Raw genomic sequence first — 13,785 nt, forward strand, 5'->3', positions numbered from 1 at the left:
TGTTGTAATTCACAGATTCTTGGAGAATGTTAAAAAAAGTTATTATTTAAAACGTTCAATGTTACGTAAAGTTAATAAAATTCGGAAGGTAAATCTAATAAATATATAGAAATGGATAATAAAGAATATTTTGAAAATTTAAAAAATTAACCAAACAAAAAGTATATTGGGGAGGAATATTTATGAAAGAAAATGTGAGGGTGTTATTAGATAGTATTAATAAGGTCATAGTAGGAAAGGAAGAAACTATAAAAAAAATACTTGTTTGTCTATTAAGTAGGGGACATATACTGTTAGAAGATGTCCCTGGAGTAGGAAAGACTACAATTGTTAATACTCTAGCAAAATCCCTTAATATGTCTTTTAATAGGATACAATTCACTCCAGACTTACTGCCATCAGACGTTACAGGAATATCAATATTTAATCAGCAATCAAATGTATTCGAATTTAAAAAAGGTCCTATCTACAATAACGTTGTTTTAGCTGATGAAATAAATAGAACCTCACCTAAAACCCAGTCAAGTTTATTAGAAGTAATGCAAGAAGGGCAATTAACTGTGGATGGAGTAACTTATATTCTACCCAAACCTTTTATAGTATTGGCAACTCAAAATCCAATCGAATATGAAGGTACATTTCCACTACCTGAAGCACAGCTAGATAGATTTATGATGAAAATATCCATAGGATATCCAGATAGACTTAGTGAGAAGGAAATAATAAGGCGTTTTAGCAGTAACAATCCTTTAGAAACAATTGAATCGGTTTTGAAATCTGAAGACATTATAAATATGCAAAAAGAAGTAGATAAAATCCATGTTGATTCTTCTATTGAAGACTATATTGTTGATATAATTACTAAAACAAGAAAAGATAAAAATGTAAGATTAGGGGTAAGTCCTAGAGGTGGTATAGCTTTATATAGAGCAGCTAAGGCTTTTGCTTATATAAGTGACAGAAGTTACGTATTACCCGACGATATAAAAAATTTAGCAGAAGAGGTATTATCCCATAGGATAATCTTAAGACCAGAATCTAAGGTTCAAGGAGCCACCGAAAAAGATACACTAAATAGTATATTAGAAACTACTAAAGTTCCAGTGGTGAAAGGGAATGAATAAAAGGTTAATTTTGAGTATTATATTTTTAATCGTTTTAATCTTATTTGCTTTACTAGTTGGTGGCAGTTTTCCATACCTTTTACTTTTTTTAGTAGTATTTATATATGGATATTCGATTTTATCCCATAGAAAAATAAAAAAAGATTTAATAGCAGTTTTTTGGTCAGATAAAGACTTGGTAGAAAAAGGAGATATAGTTGAAATCAATTATAAACTATACAATAGTTCCTTATTACCACTTGTTTATGCAGAGGTTAATGATAACATTTCAGAAAGACTTAATAATCAAGAGAGAAAAACAAATGTTTATTTTATGACTCCATTTGATACTATTAATATTATTAGAAAAATAAAATGTCAACATAGAGGGATTTATGATGTAGGTAAATTGGAAGTTGTAACAGGTGATATATTTGGATTGAAAGATACTAAATTACTAATTAAAGACCCTCTAGACTTAACCGTATATCCTAAGGTATATAATTTGAAGCAATTTAATATTTCTGGCAGTGAGTCCTTTGGTTCAGTAACTACAACTCAAAAATTTAATGAAGATTATTCAAGTATAAAGAATATTAGAAAATATCAGCAGGGTGATAGTATTAAGAGAGTTAACTGGAAGGTAACTGCAAGAAAAGGAGAATTGTTTGTCAAAAATTATGATGTATCTACAAATGTAGAGCTACAATTATTTATGGATTTTCAATCTGACAAGTATAGTAAAGACTTTGATGGATTAATAGAAGAAAAAATAGTGGAATGTGCAATTAGTATAGTGCGATATGCTCTCTATAGAAAGGTAAGCACAAACTTTGTGACCTATACTCATAAGAAAATTGAACTAAGAGGAAAAGATATCGTATCCTTTAGAAAGTTTTTGGAACTAAGTGCTAGAATTAGGCCTACCAATAATATAAATCTAGGAGATATTATAGTTAATGAGTCGAGAACATTTTCTCCTGTCACCACTGTAATTATTGTCACACCGAAGGTAGAAAAGAAGCTTATATCATCCATATTAATTCTTAAGAAAATGGGATATAACATAATGCTCATTCTAGCAAATGATTTTCAAAAGAATAAAAGCTTAGAAAAAGATATAAATATACTTGAGAAATCAGGTGTAGATATTTATAAAGTAGATCTTGAAGATGATATTAGGTATGCATTGGGGTGATTAGATGAAAGCTAAAAATTGGTTTTTAAAAATTTCTTATAGAGGATTAATTAATGTACTAGTAAACTATTTTTTTATTATGCTTTTTATAAACGCTTTAGATTTAGAAGTGGATTTCAATTTAATATTAATAATTATTTGCGTATCAATATTATCAATAAGCTTTTGGAGAGTAGTATTTAGAAAGCCTCTGATTTTAATTATTATTTTTGTAATTGCATTAATTGTATTAGCATATATGAATTTTTATCAGTATGAGCTATATTTAGAGTTATTAGAGAAATTCGATGACTTTGTTACTTGGTCCTATAGGTTTATTGCAGGGCTAACATTCTTGCACAAATTATTTTTTAATATCCTGTTGAGTGTAGCTATTTTTATATTATCACTATTTACAAGTGCTCTAACCTATAAACAAAAAGGAGTTTATATATTACTTTTTCTAGGGACACTCATATTTGTAGTTAGATGGTTTCAATTTTCTGACATAGCTATAGTCTATGGAATATTCTATATAGGATTCGTACTGATGCTATTGGCTTTTAATATATATATTAGTAAAGAAAAGCATTGGGAAGAAGACGGAAAGATAATAAAAACAAATATTATTAGAAACTGGATAATATATTCTACAATAGTTTGTATTCTAATTGTATTTATAGCTGCAGCAATACCTAAAAACTTCAGTCCAATAACATGGAGATGGCTAGATGATAAGCTTCAGGGAAGATTTGATCATTTTGCAAATTGGAGGAACTCTAGAAAAACATCATTTAGTTATGGAAATAAAATGAAATTTGATTTAACACTAACTGATTTCCAAGGAGAATATAAAAGACTTGGGGGTCCTGTTAATCAAAAGGACATATTAATAATGACTGTAAAGAGTGACGAGCCGTTATATTTAAAAGGAAGAGTTAAAGATTTTTATACCGGCTCTTATTGGAAATCAAGTGACAGCTCATATAAACAAGAGTTAAAAGGTATAGCAAATAGTTCCTATGATAAGAATATTTTAGGTAAAGAGATTAGATATACAATTACACATAAGAATATTGTAACATCTTCATTATTCAATGCTTATATTCCAAAAACCTTTAATTTAGCTAGTAGTTATTATTATTTAACAAAGGAGAATGAAGCTTTTACTGATCAGTTAGTATTGAAAGACAAATCATATACTGTGACATCAGTAAAACCATATATTTATCCAAAATCTTTAGATTATTCCATGTATATTCCAAAGAAAGATTTTGAGAAATATTTGCAGTTACCAACATCTATCCCTTCTAGTGTTGATGATATAGCTTATAAATTAACTAGAGGATTAACTAATGATTATGTGAAAGCTGTAGCAATAAAGACCTATCTTAGAAATAATTTTGAGTACACTTTACAACCACCTGAGACACCCTATAATAAAGATTTTGTAGATTATTTTCTAAATGATTTAAAAAGGGGATATTGTACCTATTTTGCATCCTCTATGGTTGTTCTTGCTCGTTCAGCTGGTATTCCTGCTAGATATGTGGAAGGGTTTAAAGCATCAAATGAAAATGTAAATGAGGATGGACAATATCTAGTCTATAGTAGCAATGCCCATGCTTGGGCAGAAGTATATATTGAAGGCAATGGATGGATGATATTTGAAGCTACACCTAGATATTCCAATGTATCATATGAAGAAAAGGAAATAGAAAATGAAGAGGAAGCAATTGATGGAGAAATTGATACTGATTTGGATGCAATTGATAGGAACTTACAAGATATGATGGAACCTGCTATGGAAGAAGAATTACTTATCGAAGGAGAACTATTACAACAAGAGGAAGAATCAAAAGGCATAATATTATTTAAAATAATTATGTATATAATAATAACAGTATTAGCATTAGTTCTTCTTAAAACTTTAATTAATATTTTTAAAATCAAAAAGCTATTTAGAAGAGTTAATAATAAAGAAGACAGAGATAAGATATTAGATTATTATAAGTATATTGTGAATCTTTTAGATAAGGTGGATAAAGGGAAAAATGAGTATGAGACAACAATTGAGTATAGTAGTAGATTAAAGCTAGACGTTTGGGAAGTGGATTATAAATTTAATGAAGTAACAGATATTTTTAATAAAGCTAGATACAGTGAAGAGGAGATTTTAAAGAATGAAGTAAATCAAGTAATAGGATATTACTATAAGACGGAAAACAAGATAAAAAATAATCTGGGCCGTATTAAATTCTTCTTATACAAATACTTTCTAATGGAGATATACAAGTGATGAAATTCCTTAAGAGAAAATATAAAAGTATTAGTAATAATAAAGCTGAAGCATGTATAAACCTATGCTTCAGCTTTATTGTTGTTAGATTACGACAATGACTTTTGTATTGAATGATTGAATAATCTATTGATATAAGGGATTTAAGTGGGTATTATAGTATTGAGACAAAACTGTAAAGGTAGGTGATAAAATGAACTATAAGCTTGTTGCCATAGATATGGATGGAACTTTACTTGATAGCAATAATCAAATAAGTGATAAAAATAAAAATGTATTGAAGGCCGTAAATGAAAAAGGTATTCAAGTTGTTATCTGTACTGGTCGTTTATTTGCTTCTGCAAGATATTATGCTAAGCTTCTTGGTCTAATTACTCCAATAATTGCATGTAATGGGGCTTATGTTTGTGAATACCATAGGAATAATGTTCTATATGAAAGCGCCTTAGAATTAATTGATTACAAAAAGGTTGTAAAGGTTCTTGAGGAAAATAATATGTATTATCATTTTTATGATAATGAGAACTTCTATACTAAGGAGTTAAATTATAATTCTCTTAAATATTACAGATGGAATGAGGATCAAAAGGCAGGAGATAGGATAAATATTGAAGTTATTGAAGATGCAATTGAATTCATTGATGAAAGAAAACCAAAAGTGTATAAGATAGTTGTTATGGATAAAGATGACAATAAACTAAATACTGTAGTTAATCAGCTAAGGGAAAACAAACATATAGAGATTGTTAGCTCTATGACCCAAAGCTTTGATATTATGAATAAAGGAGTTTCAAAGGGAGAAGCATTGAAAATATTAACAAGAAAATTAGGTGTTGATAAAAGTGAAGTTATAGCCATAGGAGATAACTTCAATGATATTCCTATGTTTGATTTTGCGGGAAAATCTGTTGCCATGGGTAATGGAGAAGAAAAAGCAAAAAAAATAGCAGATATAATAACTGACACAAATGACAATAATGGAGTTGCAAATGCTTTAGAAAAACTGATACTTACTTAGTGGATTATATTAGTAATGAATCATTAAGACATAGGAGTTATCCTGTATAAAAGAAATAGGGATAAACAATAATAGAATATAGATATTTAGTAGTATCAATTATTCTAGAAAGGATGATTTCTATGAGAGAAAGAAAAGTGAAAGAACCTATTGTATCAATCTCTAAAAATGAAAGTGAAGAAAAGTCATTAATGGAGTGTTTACACAATCTTCCATTGGACAAAATTATAAAAGAAGGAGATAGAGTAGTTATAACTCCTAATTGGGTTAAAGCTAAGCTTCCGGAAACCGCCACAGTTGTAGGGCCAAATACATTAGATACATTAATTCAAATTGTTAAGAACTATAATCCCTTAGAAATTATCATTGCTACTGGCTCAGGAGGCGATCCTACTGATAAGGTTATGAATTATGTAGGATATGATAAAGTTATTGAAAAGCATAACCTTAAGTTTGTGGATTTGAACTATGGTCCATATATTGAAATAGAATTAAATCATGAGGTTCCATCTAAAACTAAGATAAATAAATTGTTTGATGAAATGGATGTTCTTATATCTTTTACACAGTTAAAAGTACATGAAGAAGCGACAATAAGCGCGGGTATGAAGAATATAGCTTTAGGATGGCCGCCTGCTGAAATCCATGGGTTTCCTAAAAAGGACCTTGGAATTCATGAGGATTTACATAATTTTATTGTAGCAATGATGGAAAAGATACCAATTGATTTAACAATCATAAGTGCAGATAAAACAATGGTTGGTACAGGACCATCATCAGGTAAGGCTGTAGATACTCCTGGATTAATAATAGCGGGAACTGATCCAGTGGCATGTGATACTACTGGAGCAAGGTTGTTAGGGTTTTTACCTCAAGCTGTTCATTATATATATGAATCTTATAAAAGAGGATTAGGTGAAGGAAAGCTAGAAAATGTGAGATTTAAGGGAATTTCATTAAAAGAAGCAGAAGAGATATTTAGTATAAAAGCATATAATCAAAAAGTTGTATTAGATAGTAAAGGGATAAAAGGATTTCATGGAAATCAATAATTTACTGATTTTTTTAAAAGAATTATTAAAATGATAATATTAATATGGTATACTGTTTGAGGTGTTGCTTATGTTACTTAAAGAATGAAGAAAGGGTGTTGCGGATGAATTTTGAACTAGTAGGTCCATTTTCAAAATCCAGTAAAGATATTTTTGCTCAAGTAGGAAATATTCAGATGGAAGTAGAAGATGCTTATGAAAAAAGAGAAGTAGAATTAAAGAATAATATTGGAATAGTAGTAGGGTTAACTGGATCGTTGAAGGGACAGGTTATTATAGATATTCCGTCAGAAGTTGGGAAAAAAATTGCTTCTAATATGATGGGTGGTATGCCTATAGCAACCCTAGATGATATTGCAAAAAGCGCCATATGCGAAATGGGTAATATGATAATGGGTAGTGCAGCTACTAACTTATATGATTTAGGATTAACAATTGATATCACTCCACCTAGTATTATTTCAGGTAGAGAAATCAAAATGAAAACAGTCGAAGATCAAGTGCTGTGCATACCCTTTAAGAGTGAGGAAGATATTATAGAAATTAATATTTCTGTTAAGGAAAAATAAGTATAATTTAAAAAGAGGTGATATTTTGGGAATTAATATTGTTCTTGTAGAACCTGAAATCCCACAGAATACTGGAAATATAGCAAGAACCTGTGCAGCAACTGGTTCTTCATTACATTTAGTTAAACCTTTGGGATTCTCTGTAAATAGTAAGTATTTAAAGCGAGCAGGATTAGATTATTGGGATTTACTTGATATTAGTTATTATGATTCCTTCGAGGAATTAGTTTCAAAGTATCCTAATAGCAAATTCTTTTATTCAACGACAAAGGCCAGAAATACATATACGGATATGAAATTTGAAGATGATTGTTTCCTTGTCTTTGGAAAGGAAACAGCTGGATTACCTGAAGAGCTACTTAATGCCAACAAAGAAACAGCAATGAGAATTCCAATGATTCAAAATAAGGATGCTAGATCATTGAATTTATCAAATGCTGTTGCGATAATAGCTTACGAAGCATTAAGGCAAATTGGATTTACCAACCTTGTGTAGTTTTACCTAAAATTAACATAAACTTAATGAAAAAAATGATATCTTAACATATTTAACATAGATTTAACACAAACATAAAGGTAATGTTGTAACATAATAAATGGACGAGCTGGTATAGCAGAAAGATAAAAAGATATGAGGAGGATTTATAATGGAAATAGCCTTTGGAGTTTTAGGAGGATTAGGTCTATTCCTGTACGGAATGAATTTAATGGGAGCTGGTCTCCAAAAAGTAGCAGGTGACAGACTAAAAAGCCTTATTGGGATTTTAACTAAGAACAGAGTTATGGGAGTCTTCGTAGGTGCTATTGTCACCATGTTAGTTCAAAGCAGTAGTGCCACAACAGTTATGGTTGTTGGATTTGTAAATGCAGGAATAATGAACTTAACTCAGGCCATTGGAGTTATAATGGGAGCCAATATCGGTACCACTATAACTGCCCAACTTATAGCCTTTAAGTTAACGGATATAGCTCCAATGGTTATTGCTATAGGTGTTGCCATTTGGCTTTTTACATCAAAGAAAAGACATAAGGAAATTGCTGAGGTATTAATTGGTTTCGGTATACTGTTTTTAGGAATGTCTCTTATGAGTGACCAGTTAAAGCCTTTAAGTGATTCTCAAATGTTTGAAAACTTAATTACAAGCCTTGATAACCCCTTACTTGGTATCTTAGTAGGATTTGTTATTACAGTAGCAGTTCAAAGTAGTAGTGCTTCTATGGGACTTTTACTAGCAGTTACTGCATCTGGACTCATTAATTTAGACATAGCCTTTCCAATTTTATTTGGTCAAAACATAGGTACATGTGTAACAGCACTTTTATCTAGTATAGGAGCTAATAAGACTGCTAAAAGAGCAGCAGTAATGCACTTATTATTTAATCTTATTGGTACAACAATATTTATGATTTTAATTTACTTGACTCCTATGAAGTCACTTATAATACAATTAAGTCCTGGAAAAATAGAAAGACAAATTGCAAATGCACATACAATATTTAATATATTTAATGTTTTGATACAATTACCATTTGCAGGATTTATCGTGTTAGCTGTTAAAAAATTAGTACCTGGAGAAGTTGAAGAGACAACAGGACTTAAATATTTAGATGATAGGATAATGGAAACTCCATCAATAGCAGTTGGGCAAGCTTCTAAGGAAGTTTTAAGAATGGGTAGACTAGTTCAAGAAAACCTAAAAACTTCTATTGAAGGATTTATGAAAAAGGATGAAAAACTAACTCATAGAGTATTTGCTGAAGAGAAAGTAATTAATGAATTAGAGAAAGACATTACACAGTACTTGATAAAACTATCTAAAGAATCTTTAAGTGATGAAGAAAGTATCACTGTATCAACATTATTCCATACAATTAATGACCTTGAGCGAATTGGAGATCATGCTGATAACATAGCAGAATTAGCACAATATAGGATTGACAATAAGCTATACTTTACTGATCAAGCTTTAGAAGAATTACAGTTAATGTTTGATAAAGTTAGGGAATCATTTAAAGAATCTTTATGGGCATTTAAAACAGCAAATGCTGAAACTGCAAAAAGAGTTATTGCTTACGAAAAAGATATTGATTTATTAGAAAAGCAATATAGAGCAAATCACATAAAGAGATTAAATGAATCTCAATGTCATCCAAGTTCAGGCATAGTTTTTCTTGATACTATTAGCAATCTTGAAAGGGTAGCTGACCATTCATCAAACATTGCTATTTCAATTATAGAGGCAGTAGAGTAATCTAAAGTAAGAATTTCTATATTTTATATATGAGTAGGAAGCAATAATATCAATAAATTGATATTATTGCTTTTTTTTTGAGCAATAAATAACCAAAAATGTAAATACTTGAAAGTAAAAAAAATATCATATAAAATATATTAGTAAAGATAAAAAACTATTTGGGGGGGTAAGAATGAGAAAAATAGGAATGGTACGATTAATCAGCATACTTATAAGTCTATTATTCTTAATAAGCTGTACAGAGGAGACTGTTAGGAATAATAATGATTACTCTATTGAAGAAACATGTGAATATTTGGCATCAAATGAACTAGAGGGGAGATTAACAGGTACTAAAGGTAATGAAATGGCAATGGAATATATTGAACAATATTTTGATTATTTAGGCTTGGATAAATTCGAAAATAATAGTTTTAGGCAAGAATACACCCATGAATTTTATAATCCTGATAGTCAAAAGTACAATATTACTTTCAAAGATAATAATAGAGTTATAAAAAAAGGAATTTATGGGAAAGATTTTCTTCCTCAAATGGTTGATGGAGATATAAATACCACATATCCAATTACGTTTAATATTGATGATAAAAATATTGAAAATTCCGCAATTGTAATTGATAACCAAAAAGATTTTCAAAAGGTTTTTAATAAAGCAAAATTAATTTTATCCAAAAAAGAAAATTTCAAAAAATATCTTATTAATAATCTAATAAATAATAGAGAACAAAAAGTAATACAAATTAGTGAAGAATTATATGACTTATTAAAGGAAGAGCAAGGGAGCATAACAGTAGAATTTAAATTAGATAAAGAAGAAATTATAGATAATAATCTAGTGGGTCTAATTAAGGGGAATGATGGCAAAAATGCCATAGTATTATCAGCACATTTTGACCATGTTGGTGCTATTGATGATAAGGTCTTTAATGGAGCATTAGATAATAGTTCAGGTGTTTCATCACTTTTGTCTATTGCAAAACAACTGAAGGAATACTCAAATGATAACTCTTTTAGTAATGATATTATTATTTGTGCATTTAATGGAGAGGAATCAGGATTACAAGGGAGTAAAAGCTTTGTTAATAAAATAAAAAATAAATATGAAAAGATATTAAATATTAATATTGATTGTATAGGAGGAAAAAATGCAAAGCAAATAGATATAAGTTCTGATACAGATATTTCAGGTATATTGCAAGGGGAGTTAATAACTTATTTTAATAATGTAGGTTATGATTGTGATATATCCTATGGAATGAGTGACCATGCATCATTTGATAGTGATAATATGATAGCGATTAGTGTAATACAACGAGATTTAGATGTAATACATACTGATAAAGATACCAGCGAAAAATTAGACTATGAGAGCATATTGGATATTAGTAAAAGAATTTCAAACTATATTATAGAAAATGAAAAAGATATCTTTGAAAATTTATATAACCTTTACAATGAACAAGCAAAGGATAGAAAAAATTCAGTCGAAGATAATCATGAAGAAGTTTACGATATTATTGAAAAAGAAAAACAAGAGTTAAAACTTAATCAATATAAGTTAATAGAAATAAACGGAGATAAACAATTGATTACCAATGGTATAGCAGAATTTGACAATGTAGATGAAATGAAAAAATATTTTACTAATATGAACATTCTAAGAAATATAGATGGCCACTCATTTTATAAATCTACTGTTTTTGTTGATAATAGTGAGAAACTTATCGACGAAAAAACTAATATTGAAAAAATGAAAGTAAATGAAGTGTATGAATTTGAAAAATTATCAAAAGATAATATAGGATTTCTTGTCTTAGAATATATAAATTCTGATCATAATAATGAAATATTAGAATTCAATATTAATGTTGAGAGAAAAGACTTTGATAAAGAAAGTATATTAAACAATAATGACCTTATAAGAAAAACTATTAACATAGACGGTCAACAGTATTATTTAGTGAGTACCAAGAAAAAAGGACAGATTCTTAGGGTGGAGACTGAATATGCAAGCAACAACAGACAGTACTATGTAGCAATATTAAAAAAGCATTCTAGAATAAGAATAATAGATGGGAAAGAGAGAGAAGCATATTTGCCACTATGGCTTGATGTTAGTGAAGATGAAATAATTGAGTATATAAGAGAAAGTGACATGAATAATGTAATAGGTGAAATTCTAAATTATTAGGTTGATTATTCTTTTTATAGTAAGCAAAATAAATTCCATAACTATTAATTTAAACATATATAAATATAAAGTAAATTATTTCAAGGAAGCAAATAATAATGCTTCCTTGTTTCTATTTCATTAGTTGTACAAAATATGTATTAAATATATAATTAAATAAGAAATAATAAAATATTCAATATATTAATATTGTATATAGGGGTGGAAATAATGGATAAGATAAAGATAATAACAGACAGTGTGTCAGATATTCCAGTATCCATAGCTAAAGACCTGGATATAGATATAGTTCCATTAACTATTAATTTTGAAGATGGAAGCTATAGGGATGGGATAGAAATAACCAATGAAGAATTTTACAAAAAGCTTTCTGAATGTGACAAATTACCAACAACATCTCAAGTAACACTAGGAGAATTTTTAGAGGTTTATAAGAAATATATAAATGAGTATGATCATATAATAGTTATTACTATGTCATTTGAACTAAGTGGTACATATCAGTCTGCTATTACTGCTGCTGAAATTGGGGAAATCGAAGATAAAGTAACTGTAATAGACTCAAAAGGGATAACATTAGGACAAGGTCTGATGGTATTGGAAGCAGCAAGAATGGCAAAAAGAGGAGAGAGTAAGGATAAAATTGTTGATAGAGTACAACAAATGATAAGAAGTATAGAGTATATATTTGTAGTTGATACCCTAGAAAACTTAAAAAAAGGTGGGAGATTATCAGCGACAAAAGCCTATGTTGGTGAAAAGCTTAAAATCAAACCAGTTCTTACCATGGAAAAGGGTAAGCTTATAATGACAGGAAAAGTAAGGGGTAGAAAAAAAGTTATTAATTGGCTTATTAAAGAAATCAAGAAGAAAGATATTGATTTTTCAAACCAGACAATAGCAATAAATCATACTGATTGCAAAGATTTTGCCATTGAGTTATATGAACAGGTTCAAAAACATTTTTCTCCCAAGGAAATTATTATGGGAGAAGTAGGAGCAACGGTTGGAACCCATGCAGGGACTGGGGCAGTGGCAATCTATTTTGAAAGTATTAAGAGTTAGCGACTTATTATTCTAAAAGGGTTATTGAGGTATAGTTTAGAAGAGTAAGTTTAGTCTAGAAAAAGATTAATTTTAGGAGTGCATAATTGTGTCGAAGGAAAAAGAATATTAGAATAAGGATAAAAATGGGATTAAAAAGCAGGGATTATGAGTTGAATGGGGGATAATAACGACAATAAATGCAATGAAATTTGGAGAAAATTGCTAAAATTAATTATAGATGAAAAAAATAATAAAATAGTATTGTATAAGTAAAATTTATATATTATAATATGAGTGAGAAAGGGGTTGTGGAATAATTAACAATCTTTTAACCTTTTTTTTACAAATAAATATTGCAGTAGCTGAGTGATAAATGCGGAAGAGACCATTTTTATGGCGCCGAAGGAGTAAGTCGTAAGAAAATGCCGTTTTACGATGAAACTCTCAGGCAAAAGGACCGTATTTTGACAGCTCTCTGGAAAGCTTATAGCACCGAAGGAGCAATTCTTGAAAAAGAGGAATCTCTCAGGTTTAGAACAGAGTAGAAAGGCACATACTAATTTTAGTTGTGTTTTCTAATCTGTTTTTTTTGTCACTATATTTATTGTTATAAAGGTCGAGTAATGGGAGTGAATACTTTGAAAACATTGCTAATAACAAATAATCCTTTGGTTAAGGAAGAATTATCAGAAAAAATTACAGTTAAATATTATGAAGTCGATTACCTAGAAATTTTAGAAGTAGTTAGAGATGAAATCCATAAAGGGAGTAAACTTCTAACTCATCCTCTATCTGGAAGTGTTAAGCCTTATGAGACTCCATATAAGTCAATAATCATAGAAGAAAAACAAGGTGAATTGGATATGGATTCATTGATGATTATTGAGCAAAGTATAGATACCACTAAAAAATTCATTAAAGGTAAAGAAGTTACTGAGTGGACTTCAGAAATTAAAGAAGATTTTCAAGTGATAGATTTATCAATCATTAATAATGCTTTAAGTAGCATAAAATAAGGATTTGTAGAATAAAATAGGTTGTTAATGGGTATTGTTACAATGAAAACACAGTGAA

11 protein-coding genes and 1 riboswitch are annotated in these 13,785 nt (G+C 29.2%); all 11 genes read left to right on the forward strand.

Going from position 1 to position 13,785, the window contains the following annotated elements; translation table 11 throughout:
• Window positions 1–182: 182 nt before the first annotated feature.
• The 11 genes from JMO20_RS04525 (at window position 183) to JMO20_RS04575 (ending at window position 13,727) form a co-directional block, all read left to right on the forward strand.
• Entirely contained in the window at window positions 183–1,124 is a 942-nt protein-coding gene (locus JMO20_RS04525) for an AAA family ATPase (RefSeq protein WP_202708350.1), read from the forward strand.
• A complete protein-coding gene (locus JMO20_RS04530; protein WP_202708351.1) occupies window positions 1,117–2,301 on the forward strand; it encodes a DUF58 domain-containing protein in 1,185 nt (394 codons plus the stop codon). The genes JMO20_RS04525 and JMO20_RS04530 overlap by 8 nt, the downstream gene beginning before the upstream one ends.
• Window positions 2,302–2,305: 4 nt before the next feature.
• Window positions 2,306–4,579: a transglutaminase TgpA family protein gene (locus JMO20_RS04535; protein ID WP_202708352.1), complete on the forward strand. Its 2,274-nt coding sequence runs from the start codon at window positions 2,306–2,308 to the stop codon at window positions 4,577–4,579.
• A 193-nt stretch (window positions 4,580–4,772) separates the two neighbouring features.
• The gene (locus tag JMO20_RS04540) at window positions 4,773–5,597 is read left to right on the forward strand and encodes a Cof-type HAD-IIB family hydrolase (RefSeq protein WP_202708353.1); all 825 of its coding nucleotides are present in this window, start codon (window positions 4,773–4,775) and stop codon (window positions 5,595–5,597) included.
• Window positions 5,598–5,719: 122 nt separating this feature from the next.
• Window positions 5,720–6,649, forward strand: a complete 930-nt coding sequence (locus JMO20_RS04545; RefSeq protein WP_202708354.1) for a DUF362 domain-containing protein — start codon at window positions 5,720–5,722, stop codon at window positions 6,647–6,649.
• A gap of 104 nt (window positions 6,650–6,753) precedes the next feature.
• Window positions 6,754–7,218: a chemotaxis protein CheX gene (locus tag JMO20_RS04550; RefSeq protein ID WP_202708355.1), complete on the forward strand. Its 465-nt coding sequence runs from the start codon at window positions 6,754–6,756 to the stop codon at window positions 7,216–7,218.
• 25 nt (window positions 7,219–7,243) lie between these two features.
• The gene (trmL, locus tag JMO20_RS04555) at window positions 7,244–7,714 is read left to right on the forward strand and encodes a tRNA (uridine(34)/cytosine(34)/5-carboxymethylaminomethyluridine(34)-2'-O)-methyltransferase TrmL (protein WP_202708356.1); all 471 of its coding nucleotides are present in this window, start codon (window positions 7,244–7,246) and stop codon (window positions 7,712–7,714) included.
• Between the two features lie 151 nt (window positions 7,715–7,865).
• On the forward strand, window positions 7,866–9,470 hold the full coding sequence (locus JMO20_RS04560) for a Na/Pi cotransporter family protein (RefSeq protein ID WP_202708357.1): 1,605 nt from the start codon (window positions 7,866–7,868) through the stop codon (window positions 9,468–9,470).
• Between the two features lie 175 nt (window positions 9,471–9,645).
• Window positions 9,646–11,664, forward strand: coding sequence for a M28 family metallopeptidase (locus tag JMO20_RS04565; protein ID WP_202708358.1), 2,019 nt, complete (start codon window positions 9,646–9,648; stop codon window positions 11,662–11,664).
• 210 nt (window positions 11,665–11,874) lie between these two features.
• Entirely contained in the window at window positions 11,875–12,729 is an 855-nt protein-coding gene (locus tag JMO20_RS04570; protein WP_202708359.1) for a DegV family protein, read from the forward strand.
• A 348-nt stretch (window positions 12,730–13,077) separates the two neighbouring features.
• Window positions 13,078–13,181, forward strand: a riboswitch (glycine riboswitch).
• 168 nt (window positions 13,182–13,349) lie between these two features.
• On the forward strand, window positions 13,350–13,727 hold the full coding sequence (locus tag JMO20_RS04575) for a GrdX family protein (protein ID WP_243414629.1): 378 nt from the start codon (window positions 13,350–13,352) through the stop codon (window positions 13,725–13,727).
• Window positions 13,728–13,785: the final 58 nt, after the last annotated feature.

The organism is Sporosalibacterium faouarense (assembly GCF_016765695.1).
GTDB classification, from domain to species: Bacteria; Bacillota; Clostridia; order Tissierellales; family VENL01; genus Sporosalibacterium; species Sporosalibacterium faouarense.